The organism is uncultured Negativibacillus sp. (assembly GCF_944388365.1).
GTDB lineage: Bacteria > Bacillota > Clostridia > Oscillospirales > Ruminococcaceae > Negativibacillus.
The window spans coordinates 1-19,952 of sequence record NZ_CALXIN010000009.1; the positions used below are offsets into that span (position 1 = coordinate 1).

The window sequence follows — 19,952 nt, forward strand, 5'->3', positions numbered from 1 at the left end:
AGCTCGAGCAAAAACTTTATTTTTTCTGATTCGGGTAGTTAGCTTAGCGCCGAAGGCGAACAGTGTCCAGCTTCAAGCTGGTTTGAAAAAAGCTCGAGCAAAAACTTTATTTTTTCTGATTCGGGTAGTTAGCTTAGCGCCGAAGGCGAACAGTGTCCAGCTTCAAGTCGGTTTGAAAAAAGCTCGAGCAAAAACTTTATTTTTCTTATTCGAGCAGCAAGTTTACCGCCAGCACACTGGCACAAAAACCCATCAAATCCGCACACAAAGAAGCCGGTGCAGCGTACCGGCTTTTTTTGATGCCTGCCGCGGAACAATACAGCGCAATGGTATAGAAGGTCGTTTCGGTCGAGCCCATCATTACACTGGCAATCCGCCCGATCAGGCTATCGGGACCATATTGGGACAGAATATCCTCAAACACCACCAGCGCTCCACTGCCCGAAAGCGGACGCAGTAGGGTCAGCGGCAGAATCGGAGCAGGGAAGCCCAGCAGAGCGGCAGGTTTGGACAGTGCCTTGCACAGCAGTTCCAGTGCACCGGACGAACGGAAACAGGTGATGGCAAGTGTCAGCAGCATCAGCGCCGGCAGCATCTCCAGAACAATCTTCAGTCCATCCTTGACGCCTTTGGAAAAGGAGGAGAGAAGATCGACCCGCTGAACTCCTGCCCAGAGAAAGACACCGCAGATGACCAGCGGCACACTTAAGGAAGAAAGAAAGCTCATGACATCGCCCTCCTTTTTGCGGGATGACCGAAAGATCGTTGCAGCGGTGAGCAAAGATGGCGCATCGTTTTGGCGGCAAGGACACCGGTGCAGACCGAAAGCACCGATGCCATCCAGACGGCAGGCAGAATTTCCATCGGAGCCGCCGACCCAGCCTGCAATCGCAACATCGCGGCTGTGGTGGGAATCAGCTGCAAAGAAGCGGTATTGAGCAAAATTAACAGGATGCTGTTGTCGGTGGCAATGCTGGGAGAACGGCTCATTTTCTGAAATTCCTGCACAGCACAGATACCGGCAGGAGCGGCAGCGGCGCCCAATCCCAGCAGATTGGCAGCCAGATTCAGGCAGACTGCCTGCGCTGCCTTGGACTCCTTTTTGATGCTGGGAAACAGCAGCCTCAGCAGCGGCGAAAACAGTTTGGACAAGCCTTTCAGCAGCCCGCTGTCCTGAGCGACCTGCATGACGCCGCTCCACAGGCAGATGCTGCATCCGATGGTAATATTTAACTCCACCGCCTTTTGCGGCGAAGCCAGCAGCTGGGTGCAGACATTGTCGATTTGTCCATTACACAGTGCGGTGACCAGAGAAAACAGAAGAATCAATAAAATCAGATAACCGATCAAGAAAGCTGCCTCCTTTTGCTAATTTCTGACATTGCTCGACAGGTGGTCATTAAAAATTTACTTTTTTTACCAATTTTTTCCAATTATTGGGAATTAACTGAATTGACACGGAAATATAAATCGGGTATATTTATCAAGAAAAGGCGAAACCTGTAAAAGGAAAGGGAGTGTTTTTCGATGAAATCGACAGGAATTGTCAGAAAAGTAGATGAGCTGGGAAGAATCGTGCTTCCAGTGGAACTGAGAAGAGTGATGGACATTCAGATCAAGGATTCGCTAGAGATTATGACCGAGGACGACAAAATCATTTTGAAAAAGTATGAACCAAGCTGTGTGTTTTGTTTGGGTAAGGAGGATTTAACCGATTTTAAAGGTCGATGTGTTTGCAAGAAATGTCTGCAGGAACTGCTGAGTAAATAAAAAAATTTACCTTTTTATGGTATGAGGGAACTTGATTGTATAGAACGGGGAACGGTTGCTCACAATAGTCATGTCCTTAAAAATGATAAGGAGATGTTGTGATGATTGATAAACTTGTACTTGCATTAGTGGTTATTGGCGCGCTCAACTGGGGCAGCATCGGTATCTTCCAGTATGACCTGGTCGCTGCACTGTTTGGCGGACAGGCTGCAATTATCAGCCGTATTGTCTACACGCTGGTTGCGCTGGCTGGTGTCTGGGCGATTTCCTTTTTCTTCCGCGACACCGAGGTACACCACGAAACAGCCAAAGAAAGACGAATATAAGAGGACAAAAATAAAAAGCCATGCCGGCGGTAAGATTTCTCACCGCCGGCATGGCTTTTTGGGGGTATTTCTAAAACAGAAATGCAAAGTTATTGAACAAGAATCCAATCAGCATGATGCCGACGGTGACAATCGAGAAGAACACCGCCAGCAGTTTTGGCTTGACGGCTTTTCTCAGCATAATCATCGAAGGCAGAGAAAGCGCAGTGACTGCCATCATGAAGGAAAGGATGGTTCCAAGACCGGCGCCCTTTGCAAACAAGCTTTCCGCAACAGGGATGGTTCCGAAGATGTCCGCATACATCGGCACACCGACCAGCGTTGCCAGTGGTACCGAATACCACTTGTCGCCGCCCAGTACCGCTTCCACGAAGGACTGTGGGATAAAGTTGTGGATGACAGCGCCGACACCAACACCGATAAAGATGTAAGGAGCCACCTTTTTGATGGTAGCAAGCACCTGATTCTTGGCATAATTCAGACGGTCGGCGATGCTCAGTTCAGGGGAGTTGATGTCCACCCGTCCGGCGTTGCGGATAAATTCTTCCACCTCATTTTCCAGATGAAGCCGTTCGATGAGCGAGCCGCCCAGTACTGCCAGCACCAATCCGACGATGACGTAGGCAATCGCAATCTTTCCGCCAAAGATGCTGGTCAGCAGCACCAGTGATCCCAGATCGACCAGCGGAGAGGAAATCAGGAAGGAAAAGGTAACTCCCAGCGGCAGTCCCGCACTGGTAAAGCCGATGAACAGTGGAATGGAGGAACAGGAACAAAAGGGAGTGACAGTACCCAGCAGCGCTGCCAGCGTATTTGCGCCGATGCCATGGAAACGTCCAAGGATTTTTTTGGTGCGTTCCGGCGGGAAAAAGCTCTGGATATAGGAGATCACGAAGATCAGTACCGACAGCAGAACAAAGATTTTAATAGTATCATAGAGAAAAAACTGGACAGCTCCGCCGATACGGGAACTGATATCCAGACCTACCGATGACAACAGGCTGCCAATCAGCGCATTGAGCCACTTCATGCCTAAAATCTGGTCCTGAAAGAAAAACCATGCAGTTTGAATCATGTCCATAACAGACACCTCACTTGATTACAGATTGATATTTTTCAATATATTGTTCAAAGGAATCGGTCGCCGCAGCGACCGATTTTCTTCTTATTTTTGCAGAAGCTTAACAATTTTATCGGTGGAAACGACCTGACCGCTGACGATCAGTTTGCCGTCCTTCATCAGCGAAGGAGAGGTCATAACACCGAGCTTGACAATCTCCATCAGATCCTCAATCTTTTCGATTTCGGCTTCGATGCCCAGTTTTGCAACAGCTTCTTTGGTATTGGCATACAGCTGGTCACATTTATCGCAGCCGGTACCGATCACTTTCAGATTCATCATCGCAGTTTCCTCCTTAGTTTTTCAGCTGCATTGGCAGACCGACCTTTTCTTCCCAAGCCGCTGCAATCTTGCGGATGACTGCCGGACCAATCTTGGAGATAAAGACCATCTGCGATTTTTCCTGCGGCTCGCTGGGTTTGACGTCAATGCGGCTGCCCACCAGGTCGATCTGGTTCCAGCCGCTGCCGGTGAGATGGAAAAATCCTTTGGCGCGGTAGAGGTCTGCTTCGATTTCCTGCAGAAAGGCTTCCAGCTTGCTCAGTTCCACTTCACCTTCAAAGTTGAGGGAAAGTGTCTTTGGCTTGGTTTCTTCGGAGTTGGTGGTGTCCTCGTTCTCTGCCCAGCGGTACTGCATCAGATCTTCGTTTAAGAAGGAGAGGTCCAGATTGCCGTTGGAGCTGGTATCAATGCGGCAGACAGGATTGATTTCACGGATTTTTTCTTTCAGCTCAATGATGCGCTGTCCATCCACCAGATCAACCTTGGTCAGCACAGCCAGATGACAGTGTTTGAGCTGACGGTAAACGGTTTCCAGATCGCCCAGCTGATCGAAGAAGTTGACAGCATCCACCAGACAGATGGCACCTTTGAAGTCGTACTGGTCGCCGCACAGAGCAGAGGCAGCATTGAGAATTTCCTCGACGTTGGACGGGTCGCCCAGACCGGAGCTTTCGACAAACAGATAATCAAATTTTTGTGCAGCCATGTCAGCCAGCGCCTGTACAAAGGAAAGTTTCAGGCAGGAGCAGAAGATGGAGCCGCGGGTGATCTCGACCATCTGAATATCATCGCTGTCGTGCAGGATGGTGCCATCGACGCTGAGCTTGCCAAATTCGTTCTGGATGATTCCTACCCGTTTGCCCTTGAGGCTTTCAATCAGCTTTAACAGAATGGTGGTTTTGCCGGAGCCTAAAAATCCGGTCAGAACATACAGTTGGGTTTTGTTTTCCATAGTATCTTCACCTCGTTTGATGTTTGCGGAACAGGAACAGTCGGAGTGGCAGCTTCCTTCCACGCTCAATGTATTTAGCAGCTGGTGTGCAGTTTCCAGCCCTTCTTTACAGATGGAATAGTGGGTCCATTTGCCTTCCTTGCGGCCGGTCACGATGCCGGAATCACACAGAATCTTCATGTGATGGGACAGCGTTGGCTGGCTGATTTCCAGTTTGTTGAGCAGCACACAGGCACACTTTTCGCCGCCCTGTAAGATCTCGAGGATTTTCCAGCGGTTTTCGTCACAGAAGGCTTTGAAAAGGGTGACCTTTTGCGAATAATCCAAAGACAAACCATCACCTCATTCATATAGATGTTTTTCAATGTATAGTATAGTCATCAGATAGATAAATGTCAATATATAAAATAAAAAAAGCAGGACTATTTTTTAAAATAGTCCTGCTTTGCGCTTAGTCTCGGCGCCGGAGCATATTTTTGAGTCGATACATATTGGCGGCGCGGCGGCGAAGTGTTTTTTCTTCGTCGATGATGACGGTGCCATCGTCCTGAATGACCAGCCAGCTGCCCTCCACAGCATTCGCTGGAACCTGCTCGCGCCGCAGGGCATCCAGCTTGCCTTCCGGTGTCTGGCAGACGACATATCCCTCTTCAAAGCGGTCGATAATCAGCTCTTTCATCAATCCATTCCTCCGTTTCGATTACGGCTTTTCGGTGCGGACAGAAATCTCTTCTCCATCGCTGGTGAAGGTGATGCTTCCGTCCACATCGGTACGATAATATTCGACTCCCATTTCCTCCAGCTTTTCGACCGTTTCCTCGTGCGGATGACCATAGCTGTTGCCTTTGCCGCAGGAGATGGAGGCATATTCAGGGGAGACAGCCTCCATGTAAGCCTTCGAAGAGGAGGTGGAGCTGCCGTGGTGTCCCATGGTCATCATGTCACAGTCGAGGTTGGCGCCGCTTTCCAGCAGCAATTCCTCCATCGGGGTTTCCTGATCGCCGTTAAACAGGAAGGAAGTGTCGCCGAAATCCAGACGGCAGACGACAGAGGTGTTGTTCAGGTCGTCGATATCCTCGGTGACAGGACCGAGGATGGTAACCACAGCACCGCAGCCAAGGTCGATGGTCTGACCTGGGGTGACGGTGGAGAGAGGGATGTCCTGTTCTTCGATGACATCCAGCACATCCTCAAAGGTTTTGGTGGTAGGAACGAGGCTGTCGGGAATATAGCCGAAGAAAACCTCGCCGACCGAGATGCCCTCCATCACGGTATCCAATCCGCCGATGTGGTCGGAGTGCGGATGAGTGCCCAGTGCGTAGTCGATGTGGTCCAGTCCCAGACCGTCGATGAAGTCGAGGACCTCGTCGCCCATGTTGTTTTCACCGGCGTCGATCAGCATGGATTTTTCCTCGGTGGTGATGAGGATGCTCTCGCCCTGCCCGACGTCGATGATGTACACCTTTGCCTCGCCCGAGGCAGGCAGAGTGGGCGCCGGTGAGGTAGGTCCGCCGTAAAGCACCGTGTCAATGGCGTTCATGCAGGTGGTGAGGAAGGAAGTATCAATGCCGACCAGATCTCCTGCAAAGGTGATGACACTTAAAATGACGGCGATGACGACAAAGGCGGAGATGACCCATTTGGGAAGGGTTTGTTTTTTGCGTTTGCGATTTGCCATAAGAAAAAGTTCCTCCGTGTCAGATTAACGTTTCTTTCCGCGAGGACGGGAAGAACGGGTATCGTTGGTCAGAACGCCGCCGCGCTCGACGACCGGTGTTCTGCGGGAAGGTTTGCCGCGGGAAGCAGAGCGGGTGTTTTTGGATGGGCGCTCCGATGTGCGTGCTGCCGGCTTGCGTCCATGGGTGCGGATATATTCGGCATCCGGTGTGACCAGGCAGTTTGGCCCGTTGCCAATCAGATCCTCACGGTGTGCGCGGATGAGCGCCTCGATGACGCCGCGGCGATTTTCCGGCTTATAATATTGCAGCAGGGTGCGCTGGTAATATTTTTCCTCTGCGCTCTTGGGAACATACACCGGTTCCATCGTCTGTGGGTCCAGACCGGTATAGAACATACAGGTGGAGTTGGTGCCAGGGGTAGGATAGAAGTCCTGCACCTGTTCCGGACGCATGTGATGCTTTTTGAGGTAGAGCGCCAGCTCGACCGCATCGGCGATGGTACAGCCAGGATGGGAGGACATCAGATAAGGAACCAGATACTGTTCCTTGCCCGCCTTTTTGGTCTCCTCATAGAATTTTTTGCAGAAGCGGTCGAAGTCCTGAATGTGCGGCTTGCCCATCTTGTCCAGAACGTGGTTGACACAGTGCTCCGGCGCCACCTTGAGCTGGCCGCTGATGTGATACTTCACCAGCTCCTGCATAAAGGTCGGGTTCGGGTCGGCAATCAGGTAGTCGTAGCGGATACCCGAACGGATGAATACCTTTTTGACTCCCTTGATGCGGCGCAGTTTGCGCAGCAGCTCGACATATTCCATGTGGTCGATGTCCATCTGTGGACAGGGTTTGGGTGCCAGACATTTGCGATTCTGACACAGGCCATATTTCAGCTGCTTTTTGCAGGAAGGGTAGCGGAAGTTGGCGGTCGGACCACCGACATCGTGGATGTATCCTTTAAAGCGTGGATTGCGGGTCATTTCCTCAGCTTCTGCGATAATGGATTCTTCGCTGCGGGAAACGATCTGCCGTCCCTGATGGAAGGTGATGGAGCAGAAGTTGCAGTTGCCAAAGCAGCCGCGGTTCTGCATGATAGAGAATTCGACCTCCTCGATCGCATCGACACCGCCCAGCTTTTCATAGGATGGGTGATAGGTGCGGGTGAAAGGAAGCTTGAACACCTCGTCCAATTCCTCACGGGTGAGGGTTGGCATCGGTGGATTCTGCACCAGATATTCGGTGTCGGTCTGTTTCTGGACGATGATTTTGCCATAGACAGCGTCCTGCCACTCGTTCTGAATCTGATGTGCCTTGGCATAGCTCTCCTTGTTTTCGCTCACCTTGCGGAAGGAAGCGCAGGAAACGCTCTCCTGCGGGATTTCCTCCTGGGTGCAAAGATAGCAGGTGCCACGGATGTCGCGGATGGAATGAATATCCTTGCCGCTGGAAAGCTGTTCGGTCAGCTGCTGGATGACCTTTTCACCCATGCCATACAGCAGCATATCTGCCTGTGCATCCACCAAAATGGACGGACGCGCGGCGTCATCCCAGTAGTCGTAATGGGCAAAGCGGCGCAGCGAAGCCTCCAGACCGCCGATGACGATGGTGGAATCAGGGTACAGCTCACGCAGTTTGCGGGAATAGACGATGGTGGCGCGGTCAGGACGTCTGCCGGCCTTGCCGCCAGGGGTATAGGCGTCGTCGCTGCGCTTGCGTTTGGCAGCGGTGTAATGGGCGACCATCGAGTCGATGTTGCCGCCGGTGACCAGGAAGGCATATTTAGGCTGACCAAATTCCTGATAGTCGCGGTCGGACACCGGCTGAGAGATGATGCCGATGGAATAGCCCAGCGATTCGATGACGCGGGAGATGATGGCGGCACCGAAGCTGGGGTGATCGACATAGGCGTCGCCGATGATATAGACAAAGTCCAGCTGGTCCCATCCGCGCTGGAGGGCTTCAGCTTTGGTGATCGGAAGAAATTGGGTGTTCATGGTATACTCCTTTGAGAACAGACAGCATTTATACTTTCCGTTTGATTATAGCACAGCAGCGGCGTTCAGGTAAAGTTTGCAGCGCATAAAAAAACCGGATGCAGATTGCTCTGCATCCGGTAAACTGCAAACAGCAGCGAAAAAGAACTTACTTGAGTTCGATTTCTGCGCCAGCTTCTTCCAGTTTTGCTTTGATTTCTTCAGCTTCAGCTTTGGAAGCGCCCTCTTTGATTGGTTTTGGACACTCGTCAACCAGAGCTTTTGCTTCTTTCAGGCCGAGACCAGTGATTTCTTTAACAACTTTGATAACGCCCATTTTGCTAGCGCCAGCGTTTTTGAGGATAACGTCAAACTCAGTTTTCTCCTCAGCAGCAGCAGCTGCTGGAGCAGCTGCAACAGCAACAGGAGCTGCAGCAGATACGCCAAATTCTTCTTCCAGTGCTTTTACGAGCTCAGCAAGCTCAAGAACAGTCAGTTCTTTAACATTTTCAACAAATGCTAAAACTTTCTCAGAAGCCATAATAGTACCTCCATAATTTTGAAAATAAATTGGTAGTGATGAGACCTCAACGTTTGTCAGGCCTCACAGGCAACGGACAGATTGTCCGTATCAAATGGATTATTCAGCAGCAGGAGCCTCTTCAGCGGCAGCTGGAGCACCAGCCTCTTCCTCTTTCTTCTCACCGATTGCTTTAATAGCAACAGCAAGGCCTCTGAGGTTGCCAGTAAGAACGCTGAGCAACATAGATACAAGACCTTCTTTGTTCGGCAGTTTAGCGAGAGTCTCGATTTCTGCTTTGTCCATTGGCTTGCCATCTGCAAAACCAGCTTTTACAGCGTAAGAAGTGTTTTTGTTATCTTCGATGTATTTGCAGATGATCTTTGCAGCGACGATTGGGTCCTCGTGAGAGATTGCGATCGCAGTGGTGTTTTCCAGAACGTTGGAAATCTCCTCATATGCGGTATCTTTCAGAGCCAGACGGAGCATGGTGTTTTTAACAACACGGTACTCTACGCCAGCCTCACGCAGCTCTTTACGAAGTTTGGTATCGTCAGCAACGTTGATGCCCTTGTAGTCAACCAGGACACCTGCAACAGCGGTGGAGAGCTTGTCTTTCAGCTCAGCAACGTACTGCTGCTTTTCGAGTAAAACCTTTTCGTTTGGCAAATCAGTTCACCTCCTGAAAGTTGTTTGCCGCAGACACAATGTCTGTGGCGCGGATTCGATGCAAAGCCGCCCTGGGAAAATTCCCAGAAAACCCGAAAACTTAAAAAAGCCCTTTTCTCTCGATGGAGACCACCGAGGCGAAAAGAGCAGATGAAAAGTCATAAAAATATGCTTTATCATCGTTTCCTCGGCAGGCTAACTTTAAGCAATGCTTGTTGCATTTGCACCTGCTGTCTATGGAATCATGACAGCTTTTTTATTATAGCCAAGGAAAATGGGATTGTCAAGCCAAAAAACTGCTTTTTTTGGCCATCATCAAAACTTTATGGATTCTGCATAACCGAATGCAGAATCCACAGGCTTTTTGGCAGCAAAAAAGCGGTGATCCAATCAGGCTTTGGAATAAAGTCCCTTGGTTTTCCATTTTCCGCTGTTCCAGCGCAGCTGCATCAACACGCCGCGCAGACATTCGTCCGCAGCAAAGGCAATCCAAATGCCTGGCAGTCCCAGTCCCAGCGGAACCGCCAGCAAGTAAGCGCCAAGTGTGGAGACAATCCACATGGAGAAGATAGCGACCACCGAAGGAAAGATGGTGTCACCTGCACCGCGCAGTCCGTTGATGACAACAATATTGAAGGTGCGTCCCAGCTCCACGAACAGGTCGATGAAGAACAGCGAGGCACCGAGGCTGACGATGACAGGGTCCTGGGTAAAAATCCGCATCAGTGGTTCGCGGACAAACAGTGCAGCGATGCTGATGCTCATGGCGATGACCAGCGACACCTTCAGCGAGTGCATGCAGACCCGATTAGCGGAATCGGTGTCCCGATTGCCGATGTGGTAGCCGACCAGAATCTGTGCGGCCTGCGCAATCGAGTTGGAGAATACATAAAAGAAGATAACAATGTTGGAAAAGTAGGTTTTGGCAATAAAGTCGTTGTCGGTGAGAAAATGGAAGATGATCGAGGTGACCACCAGCTGCGCAATATTATAGTTGATTGTTTCAAAGGCGGATGGAATGCCCACCAGCAACAGCTTGCGGCTTTCCTCGTGTGGAAAGGGTTTGAGCAGCCGGAAGATGGAGAGGTCTTCCACGCTGTGAAACAGAATCCAGCACAGAATACAGATGCCGGCAATGCGGGCAAGTGTGGTCGCGATGGCGACGCCGCGGACACCCAGCGAAGGAAAACCAAACAGTCCCAGCACAAAGACGGTATCCAGCACGGCATTGAGAATGTTCATGATGGCGGTGACGTACATCGACGTTTTGGTATAACCGTGGCTGCGCAGAATGGCAGTGACCGAATTGAGGATGGCCTGTGTGAAGATAAAACCGCCGACAATCAGCAGATATTCTGAGCCATTTTCCAGAATCTGTCCCTGTGCACCCAGAAAGGCCAGCAGCGGATGATGAAACAGTGCGATCAGTCCCGAGATCACCAGACCGATGATGGTGCTAAACAGCATGGAAAGTGCCGCGATCATCGAAGCAGTTTCCTGCTTGTCGGCGCCAAGGCTTTGAGAGATCAAAATAGCTGTCGCACCGGAGATGATGCTGAACACCAGGTTGCAGATCGAAACGACCTGGTTTGCAGCGCTGACCGCACTGGCGGCGATGTCATTGTAACGGCTGAGCACCAGAATGTCGATAAATCCCAGCAGCATGAACAGCACGTTTTCAATGAAAATCGGCCAGGTCAGGCTCAGCAGATTCATCCTTTTGTCCATAAAAAATCCTCCTGTATTACACAAAAATACCTGCATAAAGGTACAGCGAAAAAGGAGGCATGTCAATCACTTTGCCGCGAAATTTTAAACTTCCTTCCTTTGTATAAAATTAGGAGGAACAGGGGAAAGTACGTTGTGAAATCAGTACAGAGATTGCGAAAAAAATCTGGCAGAAAAATGCTTGACAAAACAAAAGGGAGCTGATATACTATGATCAGTAACAATAATTATTACTGATAAGGAAGTGAGAGATGGCAACAGTCAGAAGAAATTCCAAACAGAGGACGCTGGTATATGAGGCTGTATGCGCCTCTCATCAGCATCCAAATGCGGAGGAAGTGTATGAGGCTGTCCGACAGAAATTGCCGGAGATCAGCCTGGGAACGGTCTATCGAAACCTGAATCTGCTCGAAGAGATGGGAATGATTGTTCGCATCCAGACTTCGGGAGGCGCAGACCGTTTTGATGCAGACACGACTCCTCATCCACACCTGATTTGTTCGGAATGCGGCAAAGTGGTTGATCTGGATTGCAGTATCGACCAGGAGGTGCAGCAGCTCAAACAGGCGTTGGAAAAAAGCGGCGCAAATGTTCAGAAGATCCAGCTTCGGATCTGGGGTTTGTGCGATCAGTGCAGTCAACATTAAAAATCCATATAAAAATTATTTTTAAGAAGAAAGGCGGAAATTGGTTATGAATTTGAAAGGTACAAAAACTGAAAAAAATCTGCAGGCAGCTTTTGCTGGTGAGTCCCAGGCAAGAAACAAATACACCTACTATGCTTCCAAAGCAAAAAAAGAAGGTTTTGAGCAGATCGCTGCAATCTTCACCGAAACTGCAAACAATGAAAAAGAGCATGCAAAAATCTGGTTCAAACTTCTCAATGATGGCATCGGCAGCACTGTAGACAACCTCAAAGATGCAGCAGCTGGCGAGAACTATGAGTGGACCGATATGTACGCTACCTTCGCAAAGGAAGCAAGAGAAGAAGGTTTTGACCACATTGCATTCCTGTTCGAAGAAGTAGGCAAGATCGAGAAAGAGCACGAAGAGCGCTACAAACAGCTGTGCGAAAACATCGAGGCTGGCAAAGTGTTCAACCGTGAAGGCAAACAGGCTTGGATCTGCCGCAACTGCGGACACATCCACTTTGGCGAGGAAGCTCCAGAGGTTTGCCCAGTATGCGCTCATCCAAAAGCATACTTTGAGCTCAGAGCACAGAACTATTAATCATTAGACAGCTACAATTCCCCAAAATCCCGTGCAGCGGATAAGCTGCACGGGATTTTTGTGTGCTTGAAAGTGTGGAGCAGAGCGGAGAAAAAATTTTCCTGACGCTGTTTGGATGGAAATGGCAGGAAGGCAGGCGCAATCCTGTTTCAACGAGGAGCGGACAGGCAGACAGGGAAGGGCAGCAGCTTTGCAAAAGTTGGGTTTGGTGCATAGGATGAGAATGTCAGGCACAGGACAGCTGCCTGCGCCTTTTGATATAAGGAAAGCGGCTAAGGAATTTTCCTTAGCCGCTTTGCGTTTGCTGCTACTTATTGTCCCAGCGAGGGATCAACGATGATATAGCGATCGATACCGCTTTCCTGTGCACCAAGAACGCGGTTGGAAACTTCCTCTGCGCTCAGTCCGGTGCCGTCCAGAACAGCGATCAGTTGACAATCAGGCAGCTTCTGCTTGATCGCAGCACTGGCAGTTTTGATGGTGTTATACGGGTTAGCCGATGGATCAGGGATGGAAACCTGATCAGTCTGAAGTCCGCTGCCAAAGACGCTCATGCGAAGATCAATGGCGGCGCTTTCGCCAGCCATGGCGGTAGTATCACCAAAGTACATGGCGGTGTTTCCACCAAGCATACTGGAGGCAGGCAGCATACAGCTGAGTTCCACACCTTTTGCAGCGGCGTAGTCCGCCATCTGTGCAGCATACTGCTGCAAGAATAGGTTCTTGTCGTCCGAAGCGTGGTCGCCGTAGTCGATCATATCCAGTGAGTATCCCTCAGGGAACTGAACATCCTGTAAAATAATCATCTCAAAGCCGGCATTGCAGGCATCGTCCACAATCTTTTGAATATAGCTTTGTGCTTCGGTAGAGAATGGATTGAGCCAAGCCTTGCCGCCGTTGTTTGGATCATCGTCCACCCACAGGAAGTCGGAATCCATATAAAGGGTAGCGGCTGCCTTATTTGCCGATGGATAGAGATGGTCGCGGAAGGTGTGGATAGAAGCGACTGGTGTCAGTCCGGCATCCTTGATTTGGGTAACCACCGCATTCAGGTCGATGGTTGTTGTCGAGGTCACCGCAGCATCGGTGGACTCGTTGTAAGCGATCGGGTAGATGACAGTGCCGTCGTCCGTCTTGAGGTCGAACATGATGCTGTCGTAACCGGTGGCTTTTGCATCCGCGATGGCAGCCGTGAGCAGCTGGTTGTCAAGCACGGTTGCAGTCGGCAGATAAGCGGTCATCGAAGCGGTTGCCTCCTGAACAGGCTCTTCGACAACAGGTGTCTGTTCCTCTTCCGGCTCCGATTCCGTCGCTTCTCCTTCATCGGTTTGCTGTGAGCTGCCGATGGTTGTTTCCTCCACCGGTCCGTTTTTACGCTGTTCCAGCCAGTCGCTGACAGGTCCGTATAATCCCCATCCAAGGCAGAACAGCACAGCAATGGCAGCAACGATGATGAAGATGCGCATCACGATGCTTCCAAAGGAGCGACGGTAAATATGTTTATGACGTTTGATTTTATAAGGTTTTCCCATAAAAACCCCTCCCTGAACAAAGCTGAAATTACGCCGGAAGCTGGTTTCCGATCAGCCCGAACAGGGCCAGGGAAACGATTCCAAGATAGATCAAGGTGATTGGAAGGCCGCGAAATGTTTTTGGTGTATGCGACAGGGACATTTTCTGACGAATAGACCACATAATCAGCAGGGCAATGGTGAATCCAACGCCCGAACCGAAGCAATAACCAAAAAAGGAGAGAAACTTGGTTCCGCTGCTCAGCCTTGCCGCAATTAAAAGTGTGCCCAAAGTGACGCAGTTGACACCGTAGAAGGGAAGAAATTTTTCCATTAAGGAAAAAAGTTTTGGTAAGAAGCGACGGATTCCAAAGTAAAATCCTAAGAAAACGGCTCCATTGAGGAGCAGAAAGCTCAGTGTCATGTATGGAACAAATGCAGCATGACTCTTGAACAATCCGTTGAGGAAGTAAGCAGGGATGGAGGAGACAGTGACGATGCCGGTCAGCAATGCTCCGACAATCAAAGTCTGCTGAAAGGAGCGCTTTTTATAGAGGTTTGGAATATCAATAGCGCGGGTAAACAGAAGATTTTCCATCATCACTGCAGTCAGAAACGCGGAGAAAAATTCGGTAAGATAGATCATTTCTGTGTCTCGCTCCTCTCTTTGTCAGCAAGGTCATTCTCGTTTTGGGCAGCACCGGCACGCAGCGTCAGTGTCAGCACAATGCGGTGTACCAGACGACAGAATGCTGCCAGGAAGCCCAGCAGGATAAATCCGCCCAGTGCCATCTGTGCGACCGGCAGACGAGGAACATCCTTCAGGACAGTGATTCCCCACAAAGAACCGGTTGCCAACAATTCGCGGATAACAGCGCACAAAAAGGCAACCAGAGAGGCACCGACCCACTGGCGCAATGCAAACGCAAGTGCATCCAGCGGCTTTTTAGGAAGTACCTGCTCAACCGAATACATCAGCAGCGAATTGACACAGATCAGCGAGAAGTAAACGCCGAGGGTGTCGAAGATCAGCACCGAGATGCGCTGTACCACCGATCGGGAAAGGATCAGCAGCAGGCAGGAGATCAACGGATAGAGGATGACCCTCCACGGCGAGGAAACACGCTTGCCGATGATCGAGGCGATAAAGACAGTGGGAACAAAGCAGATCAGCATGGCAGCCGAAACAGCAACCATCGCGGTCATACCATAGGAAGGAATGACTGCCAGCGGCAGAGCAAGGCCCAGCACCAACAAGGGGTTATGGGTGAAGATGCCGTCAGTTTTGCGCAGAAAGCGGTTATATTTTCGGACAAAGGTCAGATTCATTGTTGATTTCCTCCTTCATCCAGAGCAGTTTCGTTGTTGACAGGCTGCATTTTTGGCAACAGCCATTCACAGAAGCAGTCAAACGCCGGAGCAAGGGCATTCATCAGCAGAATGGCAAAGACAGCGCTCATTTCCAGCGGACTGATGTAGCGGAAGACCATCGTCAGTATTCCGGCACAGATACCGTACAGAATACGGGAGATATTGTATTTCGGAGTGGTTGCAGGATCGGTCAGCATGTAGACTGCAACAAAGAGCAGGGAACCGGCAAACAGCTCATTTGCCACCGATTCCAATGGGCTGACACCAAATGGGTGGTTGTATGCAGCGATCATTGCCACCGGAATCAGGAAGCTTACCGGCAGGTACCATTTGATCGCACGACGGGCGATGAGGTAGATCAGACAAGCCAGGATAATCAGCGTAAATGTGGAGCCGAGCGGGCCTGGGAAATTTCCCAGCAGCAGCTCGGTCAGACCCAAACGAGGGATACCGCCCAGCTTCAAAGTAGCGGTAGGTCCCTGGAGATAGGTGACCGTTTCGTCCAGTTGCATCGGAAGCCGCTGCAGCGGTTGGGTGTACAGGAACATCTGATTGCTCCAGCAGATAGTGGCAAAGGCGAGTCCTCCGGCAGCCGGATTAAACAGGTTTTTTCCTGTTCCGCCAAACGGTGCCTTGCAGACAAGGATTGCAAACAGATCCGCGGCCACTACTACATACAGCGGAACAGCAGGAGGAACCATCATCGAGATGATGATGCCGGTGACAGCAGCGCTCAAATCGCGCAGATTCAGCTTTCTTTGCAGCAGGTAACCACAGATCCAGTCACAGATCAGGCAGGTCAAGATGGAAACGCCGCCGACCAGCAGAACGCGGGAGCCGTAATAAAAGTAGGACATAAAATAAAGCGGCACCAGTGCGATGGCAGCATCGCTCATAATCGTACGGCTCGACTCGGTGTGACGAATATAAGGTGCATGGTGAATGGTTGAGTTCAAAGGTAAAAGCTCCTTTCTGAACAAAAGGCTATTGTTCGGTTTTTTCGGAGAGTTTCTGCTTTTCCGAGGAAATGACGTAGGACAAATCCATGCGGGAAGGGCAGACGTAGCTGCAGGTAGAGCAGCCGATGCAGTGGTTTAGTCCCAAAGAAACCGCCTTTTGCAGGTGGTGCGTGGTGACACATTGATACAGTTTCTGAGGATTGAGCCCGACAGGACAGGCCTCGATGCAGCGTCCGCAGCCGATGCAGTTATACAGCTGTTCCTTTCGGTCGACATGAAACGCCATCACAGAGCGGGTATCTGCACGGACGGCGGTTTTTTCTGGGTCGGTAATGAGGATGCCGTGCATTGCGCCGCCTTCCACAACAAAGGATGGATCGAGGGAAAGGCCGCAGCGCTCCAGCAGCTGAGAAACAGGGGTTCCGATGGTCACTTCCAGATTGCAGGGATTTGTAATGCAGTTGCCGTTGACGGTGACAAAGGCAGTGGTCTGCACCCGTCCTTCGGTGACAGCGCGGTACAGGTGCAGCAGCGCTGCAGTGCCGACAATCAGTGTATCGCTTCCCAGGTCGTGAAAGGCGCGGATCTCCATCGGGTAGCGGCCCTGCATCCGACGCACCTCCACCGATTCTATGCGGGAAGGAATTTTTGTATCCAATGCAGACATATTTTTATATACGGCAATAAACCGGCTGTCTGCTTCAAAAGCATCCGCCAGCCAGTTGAGTGCCTGTACAATTTCAAGACGATGATGCAGCAAAGGGTTGATCTGGCTGGATACATACGGCTCATCGTCGATGGCATCCGCACAGACAACCGAGATTTTTTTCTTGGGGCACTGTTCCAGCTTTTTGGCCAGAGCTTTGCCGTCGTGTTCGTCGATGATGTGTGCCATTGCGGCAATCTCGGTCAGTTGTTTTTTGTCAAGCGGCTTTGTAATATCAAAGCCGTGCTGGAAAGGTTGGCTTTGCAAGGTGGCTGCGCTGTAAAACGGCAGAGCCGGTTTGGACAGAGCAGGTTCTTTTTTCTGCTCCAGATAGATGCCGCGCGAGGAGCCGGTGGCCAGCCAGTGAAAAAAGGACATCTGAACAAAAACTCCTTTCATTTAAAGGAAGGTGATTTTATGAAAAAGGGGCGATATATCCATGCAATTTCGACGGTCAGGAGAAGATACGGTAGAAATCGTGCTCAGTCAGGGAGAACTTTGTGCTCTGAAGCTGCACCCTGACACCATGGATTGTGATGATCCAATCACCAGACGTATCCTGGCAGGGCTTTTGCAAAAAGCAGCAAAAGAGACGGGACTGCGCTTGGAGGCGGGAGAGTTCCTGGTGGAAACCGACCGCTGTCTGGAAAAGACCGTCTTGACCATCACCCGAAAAAAGGAAAGGGAAGCGCCGGAACGCCTCCAGGTGTGTCGTTTTGATGGATGTGAGGAGATGCTGTCCTGCTGCATCCAGCTGGCAAAGTCAGGAAGGTGCAGGAATGAGGACAGCAGTCTGTATGTTTGGGAGGACAGGTACTATCTGATCGTCTGTCCAAGGCAGGAGCAAAGTGACAAAGTCAAAGCGCTCCTGCTGGAATATGGACATTGCGCACTGTATGGAGCACAGGCAGCCGGAGTGCTGCGGGAACACGCCAGCTGCCTGATTGCAGACAGCGCATTAAAGACGGTAGAGCGATATTTTTCGAGACAGTCCTAGTCTGTTGGCAGCAGCGACTGAATAGCAGCGGCATAATCCGGCTTGGAGAACAGATAGGAGCCGGCTACCAGAACATTTGCACCAGCCTGGAAGCAGACCTTGGCGGTTTCACCGTTGACGCCACCGTCCACCTGAAGGTCGATGTCGCGTCCGCTCTCTTCGATCCAATGGCGGATTTCAGTTACCTTGGGCATCATGTCGGTCATAAACTTCTGACCGCCAAAGCCTGGTTCCACGGTCATGACCAGCACCATCTCCACGCGGTCGAGATACGGTTTCACAGCCTCGGCAGGGGTCTTTGGCTTGATGGCAATGCCGGCCTTGAGGCCCTTTTGATGGATGGCGTCGATGGTGGCAGCAGCATCGCTGTCCGATTCCAGATGGAAGGTAATCATGTCGGCGCCTGCTTTGACAAAGTCGTCGATATAGCGCAGCGGTTCGCTGATCATCAGATGAACATCAAACACACCGTCAAAATCCTTGCGGATACATTTCATGACCGGCGCACCAAAGGAGATGTTGGGGACAAAATGTCCGTCCATGACGTCGATATGCAGCCATGGTGCACCTGCCTGCTGCATCTGCTGTGCCTGCTGGCCCAGCTTGGCAAAATCCGCCGAAAGAATGGAAGGAGAAATCTTTATCATAAAGGACACGACCTTTCTTGATCAAAGTCAGAAAATAGCCCGTTTGGGCAAACTAATTCCATTTTATTTTAAACCAACTGGTATCAAAGGTCAATCTTTTCCGGCTTTTGTGGCCGTGCAAATCCCCCGAATTTTTGAAATGTTCATATTCTCCAGCAGCTTTCGGACAAGAAATGCAAATAAAAAAACAAAAATAGACAAATAAAAGTTGGAAATTGTTGTCGGTTTGTGGTAGGATAAAAATAAAAAGGCCTGAAAAAACATACAGACCTGGTATGAAGAAGGAGTGGATCAATGATGATCGATCGCAGAGTTATCCCTCGGCTGGGCGAAGAAATTTCCCGCCTGGGTTTTGGTGGAATGCGTTTTCCAAAGAATGGGGAAGAGGTAGATGTAGATGCCGCTGTCAGCCTGCTGAGAAAGGCATACGATATGGGTATCAATTACTTTGACACCGCTGTGGTTTATCACAAGGGCGAATCTGAAAAAATCTTCGGCAAGGCTTTTGAGATCTATGACCGCAGCACCTACTATCTGGCAGACAAGATGAGCATCTGGGTTTGTGAGGATGAGCAGGCGATGAAAGATCTGTTCGAGCGCCAGCTCAAGACACTCAAGACCGATTACATCGACTTCTATCTGGTACACAGCCTCAACCGCAATCATTATAAAAAGGTAAAAGAATTCCATTGCGTGGAATTTTTGCAGGAGATGAAACGTCAGGGCAAGATCAAACACCTGGGCTTCTCCTTCCATGATACCTATCCGGTATTCACTCAGATTCTGGACGACTATGATTGGGATTTTGTACAGATTCAGCTCAACTACCTCGACTGGCAGAACCAGGGCGCAGAGCAGCTCTACCGTGAGCTGGAAAAACGCCACCTGCCATGCATGGTTATGGAGCCGGTCCGCGGCGGATATCTGGCAACCTTGGACGAAGAGCGTGCAAAACCATTTTTGGAGATGGAGCCAAATCGTTCGATCGCAAGCTGGGCAATCCGTTGGGTATCCTCGCTGCCGCAGGTTGCCGTTGTGCTCAGCGGTATGAATACCATCGAACAGCTGGAGGACAACGTTTCCCTGCTGACCAACTTTGAGCCGATGAACGAAAAAGAGCTGGAGGCAGTAGGCAAGGTAGTCGAAGCGATCCGCAAGGTCAACGATGTTCCATGTACCGGCTGCCGTTACTGCATGGACTGCCCGATGGGTGTCGACATTCCAGAAATCTTTGCAATCTACTCCCGTTACCGCATCTTTGACAAGGTAAAATCCTTTGTAGGCGACTATAAGGAAACAGTAGAGCATGGAAACGGTGCAGAACACTGCGTTCGTTGCGGACAGTGTATGAGCCACTGCCCACAGAGCATCCAGATTCCGGACAAACTGGCGATGATTCATCAGCTGTATCTGGACAAGAAGGCAGAGCTGGAAGCAGAAGAAGCACAGCAGGCAAAATAATGTACCCCCAATAAAAGAAAAAGGACGCTCGAAAAGAGCGTCCTTTTTCTTTTATTG

At 50.5% G+C, this 19,952-nt stretch carries 23 protein-coding genes, 1 pseudogene and 1 other annotated feature; of the genes and pseudogenes, 6 read left to right on the top strand and 18 right to left on the bottom strand.

All coding sequences use genetic code 11. The annotated features are described in order from the left end of the window. Nucleotides 1–205 precede the first annotated feature (205 nt). Both Q0L39_RS02565 and Q0L39_RS02570 read right to left on the bottom strand, forming a co-directional pair. The gene (locus Q0L39_RS02565; RefSeq protein WP_296626768.1) at nucleotides 206–727 is read right to left on the bottom strand and encodes a nucleoside recognition domain-containing protein; all 522 of its coding nucleotides are present in this window, start codon (nucleotides 725–727) and stop codon (nucleotides 206–208) included. Then, on the bottom strand, nucleotides 724–1,350 hold the full coding sequence (locus Q0L39_RS02570; protein ID WP_296626769.1) for a nucleoside recognition domain-containing protein: 627 nt from the start codon (nucleotides 1,348–1,350) through the stop codon (nucleotides 724–726). Before Q0L39_RS02570 ends, Q0L39_RS02565 begins: the two co-directional genes overlap by 4 nt. Before the next feature lie 177 nt (nucleotides 1,351–1,527). Here Q0L39_RS02570 and Q0L39_RS02575 point away from each other — a divergent pair, with 177 nt between their 5' ends. Beyond that, nucleotides 1,528–1,770, top strand: a complete 243-nt coding sequence (locus Q0L39_RS02575) for an AbrB/MazE/SpoVT family DNA-binding domain-containing protein (RefSeq protein WP_296626770.1) — start codon at nucleotides 1,528–1,530, stop codon at nucleotides 1,768–1,770. A 101-nt stretch (nucleotides 1,771–1,871) separates the two neighbouring features. Next, nucleotides 1,872–2,096 (top strand): DUF378 domain-containing protein, encoded by a 225-nt coding sequence (locus Q0L39_RS02580; protein ID WP_296626771.1) that lies wholly within the window; start codon nucleotides 1,872–1,874, stop codon nucleotides 2,094–2,096. A gap of 70 nt (nucleotides 2,097–2,166) precedes the next feature. Here Q0L39_RS02580 and Q0L39_RS02585 read toward each other — a convergent pair whose 3' ends face one another. The 10 genes and pseudogenes from Q0L39_RS02585 to Q0L39_RS02630 all read right to left on the bottom strand — a co-directional run bounded on the left by Q0L39_RS02585 (nucleotide 2,167) and on the right by Q0L39_RS02630 (nucleotide 11,013). Further along, on the bottom strand, nucleotides 2,167–3,177 hold the full coding sequence (locus Q0L39_RS02585) for a permease (protein WP_296626772.1): 1,011 nt from the start codon (nucleotides 3,175–3,177) through the stop codon (nucleotides 2,167–2,169). Nucleotides 3,178–3,261: 84 nt separating this feature from the next. Further along, nucleotides 3,262–3,495, bottom strand: a complete 234-nt coding sequence (locus tag Q0L39_RS02590; protein ID WP_296626819.1) for a thioredoxin family protein — start codon at nucleotides 3,493–3,495, stop codon at nucleotides 3,262–3,264. Between the two features lie 16 nt (nucleotides 3,496–3,511). Then, complete coding sequence (locus tag Q0L39_RS02595; RefSeq protein WP_296626820.1) at nucleotides 3,512–4,450, bottom strand: CobW family GTP-binding protein; 939 nt, start codon at nucleotides 4,448–4,450, stop codon at nucleotides 3,512–3,514. A 75-nt stretch (nucleotides 4,451–4,525) separates the two neighbouring features. Further along, nucleotides 4,526–4,783 (bottom strand): annotated as a pseudogene (locus Q0L39_RS02600) (metalloregulator ArsR/SmtB family transcription factor); the annotation flags it as partial. Between the two features lie 118 nt (nucleotides 4,784–4,901). Then, nucleotides 4,902–5,129 carry a DUF3006 domain-containing protein gene (locus tag Q0L39_RS02605; protein ID WP_296626773.1) on the bottom strand — a complete coding sequence of 76 codons (228 nt, stop codon included), beginning with the start codon at nucleotides 5,127–5,129 and terminating at the stop codon, nucleotides 4,902–4,904. Between the two features lie 21 nt (nucleotides 5,130–5,150). Beyond that, the gene (locus Q0L39_RS02610; RefSeq protein WP_296626774.1) at nucleotides 5,151–6,128 is read right to left on the bottom strand and encodes a ComEC/Rec2 family competence protein; all 978 of its coding nucleotides are present in this window, start codon (nucleotides 6,126–6,128) and stop codon (nucleotides 5,151–5,153) included. 24 nt (nucleotides 6,129–6,152) lie between these two features. Beyond that, nucleotides 6,153–8,117 (bottom strand): YgiQ family radical SAM protein, encoded by a 1,965-nt coding sequence (locus Q0L39_RS02615; RefSeq protein ID WP_296626775.1) that lies wholly within the window; start codon nucleotides 8,115–8,117, stop codon nucleotides 6,153–6,155. A gap of 148 nt (nucleotides 8,118–8,265) precedes the next feature. Continuing rightward, entirely contained in the window at nucleotides 8,266–8,637 is a 372-nt protein-coding gene (rplL, locus tag Q0L39_RS02620; RefSeq protein ID WP_296626776.1) for a 50S ribosomal protein L7/L12, read from the bottom strand. A gap of 99 nt (nucleotides 8,638–8,736) precedes the next feature. Beyond that, nucleotides 8,737–9,285, bottom strand: a complete 549-nt coding sequence (gene rplJ / locus Q0L39_RS02625) for a 50S ribosomal protein L10 (RefSeq protein ID WP_296626777.1) — start codon at nucleotides 9,283–9,285, stop codon at nucleotides 8,737–8,739. A gap of 93 nt (nucleotides 9,286–9,378) precedes the next feature. Beyond that, nucleotides 9,379–9,543: a sequence feature (ribosomal protein L10 leader region), on the bottom strand. 132 nt (nucleotides 9,544–9,675) lie between these two features. After that, nucleotides 9,676–11,013: an MATE family efflux transporter gene (locus Q0L39_RS02630; RefSeq protein ID WP_296626778.1), complete on the bottom strand. Its 1,338-nt coding sequence runs from the start codon at nucleotides 11,011–11,013 to the stop codon at nucleotides 9,676–9,678. Nucleotides 11,014–11,264: 251 nt separating this feature from the next. On the opposite strand from Q0L39_RS02630, the gene Q0L39_RS02635 reads away from it, so the two are divergent. Next, complete coding sequence (locus Q0L39_RS02635; protein WP_296626779.1) at nucleotides 11,265–11,660, top strand: transcriptional repressor; 396 nt, start codon at nucleotides 11,265–11,267, stop codon at nucleotides 11,658–11,660. A 46-nt stretch (nucleotides 11,661–11,706) separates the two neighbouring features. Then, on the top strand, nucleotides 11,707–12,243 hold the full coding sequence (rbr, locus tag Q0L39_RS02640; RefSeq protein WP_296626780.1) for a rubrerythrin: 537 nt from the start codon (nucleotides 11,707–11,709) through the stop codon (nucleotides 12,241–12,243). A gap of 311 nt (nucleotides 12,244–12,554) precedes the next feature. Here rbr and Q0L39_RS02645 read toward each other — a convergent pair whose 3' ends face one another. From Q0L39_RS02645 to Q0L39_RS02665, 5 genes are read right to left on the bottom strand one after another with little or no spacing between them, the layout of a single operon-like run. Then, a complete protein-coding gene (locus tag Q0L39_RS02645; protein WP_296626781.1) occupies nucleotides 12,555–13,775 on the bottom strand; it encodes a putative glycoside hydrolase in 1,221 nt (406 codons plus the stop codon). Between the two features lie 28 nt (nucleotides 13,776–13,803). Continuing rightward, nucleotides 13,804–14,400: an Rnf-Nqr domain containing protein gene (locus tag Q0L39_RS02650; RefSeq protein WP_296626782.1), complete on the bottom strand. Its 597-nt coding sequence runs from the start codon at nucleotides 14,398–14,400 to the stop codon at nucleotides 13,804–13,806. Next, a complete protein-coding gene (locus Q0L39_RS02655; protein WP_296626783.1) occupies nucleotides 14,397–15,083 on the bottom strand; it encodes an Rnf-Nqr domain containing protein in 687 nt (228 codons plus the stop codon). The genes Q0L39_RS02650 and Q0L39_RS02655 overlap by 4 nt, the downstream gene beginning before the upstream one ends. Then, nucleotides 15,080–16,081 carry an RnfABCDGE type electron transport complex subunit D gene (locus Q0L39_RS02660; RefSeq protein ID WP_296626784.1) on the bottom strand — a complete coding sequence of 334 codons (1,002 nt, stop codon included), beginning with the start codon at nucleotides 16,079–16,081 and terminating at the stop codon, nucleotides 15,080–15,082. Before Q0L39_RS02660 ends, Q0L39_RS02655 begins: the two co-directional genes overlap by 4 nt. A 28-nt stretch (nucleotides 16,082–16,109) precedes the next feature. Further along, entirely contained in the window at nucleotides 16,110–17,168 is a 1,059-nt protein-coding gene (locus tag Q0L39_RS02665; RefSeq protein ID WP_296626785.1) for a 4Fe-4S binding protein, read from the bottom strand. Between the two features lie 61 nt (nucleotides 17,169–17,229). Between Q0L39_RS02665 and Q0L39_RS02670 the strand changes: the two genes are divergently transcribed. Next, a complete protein-coding gene (locus Q0L39_RS02670) occupies nucleotides 17,230–17,787 on the top strand; it encodes an adaptor protein MecA (RefSeq protein ID WP_296626786.1) in 558 nt (185 codons plus the stop codon). Here Q0L39_RS02670 and rpe read toward each other — a convergent pair. Continuing rightward, a complete protein-coding gene (rpe, locus tag Q0L39_RS02675; protein WP_296626787.1) occupies nucleotides 17,784–18,434 on the bottom strand; it encodes a ribulose-phosphate 3-epimerase in 651 nt (216 codons plus the stop codon). The two genes, Q0L39_RS02670 and rpe, sit on opposite strands and share 4 nt — an antisense overlap. Nucleotides 18,435–18,728: 294 nt before the next feature. On the opposite strand from rpe, the gene Q0L39_RS02680 reads away from it, so the two are divergent. Beyond that, on the top strand, nucleotides 18,729–19,895 hold the full coding sequence (locus Q0L39_RS02680) for an aldo/keto reductase (protein WP_296626788.1): 1,167 nt from the start codon (nucleotides 18,729–18,731) through the stop codon (nucleotides 19,893–19,895). Nucleotides 19,896–19,952 lie beyond the last annotated feature (57 nt).

Excerpts from the sequence above, each read along its gene's own strand:
- Q0L39_RS02565 (WP_296626768.1), bottom strand. The coding sequence starts at position 727 with ATGAGCTTTCTTTCTTCCTTAAGTGTGCCGCTGGTCATCTGCGGTGTC.
- Q0L39_RS02575 (WP_296626770.1), top strand. The coding sequence starts at position 1,528 with ATGAAATCGACAGGAATTGTCAGAAAAGTAGATGAGCTGGGAAGAATC.
- Q0L39_RS02580 (WP_296626771.1), top strand. The coding sequence starts at position 1,872 with ATGATTGATAAACTTGTACTTGCATTAGTGGTTATTGGCGCGCTCAAC.
- Q0L39_RS02585 (WP_296626772.1), bottom strand. The coding sequence starts at position 3,177 with ATGGACATGATTCAAACTGCATGGTTTTTCTTTCAGGACCAGATTTTA.
- Q0L39_RS02590 (WP_296626819.1), bottom strand. The coding sequence starts at position 3,495 with ATGAATCTGAAAGTGATCGGTACCGGCTGCGATAAATGTGACCAGCTG.
- Q0L39_RS02595 (WP_296626820.1), bottom strand. The coding sequence starts at position 4,450 with ATGGAAAACAAAACCCAACTGTATGTTCTGACCGGATTTTTAGGCTCC.
- Q0L39_RS02605 (WP_296626773.1), bottom strand. The coding sequence starts at position 5,129 with ATGAAAGAGCTGATTATCGACCGCTTTGAAGAGGGATATGTCGTCTGC.
- Q0L39_RS02610 (WP_296626774.1), bottom strand. The coding sequence starts at position 6,128 with ATGGCAAATCGCAAACGCAAAAAACAAACCCTTCCCAAATGGGTCATC.
- Q0L39_RS02615 (WP_296626775.1), bottom strand. The coding sequence starts at position 8,117 with ATGAACACCCAATTTCTTCCGATCACCAAAGCTGAAGCCCTCCAGCGC.
- rplL (WP_296626776.1), bottom strand. The coding sequence starts at position 8,637 with ATGGCTTCTGAGAAAGTTTTAGCATTTGTTGAAAATGTTAAAGAACTG.
- Q0L39_RS02630 (WP_296626778.1), bottom strand. The coding sequence starts at position 11,013 with ATGGACAAAAGGATGAATCTGCTGAGCCTGACCTGGCCGATTTTCATT.
- Q0L39_RS02635 (WP_296626779.1), top strand. The coding sequence starts at position 11,265 with ATGGCAACAGTCAGAAGAAATTCCAAACAGAGGACGCTGGTATATGAG.
- rbr (WP_296626780.1), top strand. The coding sequence starts at position 11,707 with ATGAATTTGAAAGGTACAAAAACTGAAAAAAATCTGCAGGCAGCTTTT.
- Q0L39_RS02645 (WP_296626781.1), bottom strand. The coding sequence starts at position 13,775 with ATGGGAAAACCTTATAAAATCAAACGTCATAAACATATTTACCGTCGC.
- Q0L39_RS02650 (WP_296626782.1), bottom strand. The coding sequence starts at position 14,400 with ATGATCTATCTTACCGAATTTTTCTCCGCGTTTCTGACTGCAGTGATG.
- Q0L39_RS02655 (WP_296626783.1), bottom strand. The coding sequence starts at position 15,083 with ATGAATCTGACCTTTGTCCGAAAATATAACCGCTTTCTGCGCAAAACT.
- Q0L39_RS02665 (WP_296626785.1), bottom strand. The coding sequence starts at position 17,168 with ATGTCCTTTTTTCACTGGCTGGCCACCGGCTCCTCGCGCGGCATCTAT.
- Q0L39_RS02670 (WP_296626786.1), top strand. The coding sequence starts at position 17,230 with ATGCAATTTCGACGGTCAGGAGAAGATACGGTAGAAATCGTGCTCAGT.
- rpe (WP_296626787.1), bottom strand. The coding sequence starts at position 18,434 with ATGATAAAGATTTCTCCTTCCATTCTTTCGGCGGATTTTGCCAAGCTG.
- Q0L39_RS02680 (WP_296626788.1), top strand. The coding sequence starts at position 18,729 with ATGATGATCGATCGCAGAGTTATCCCTCGGCTGGGCGAAGAAATTTCC.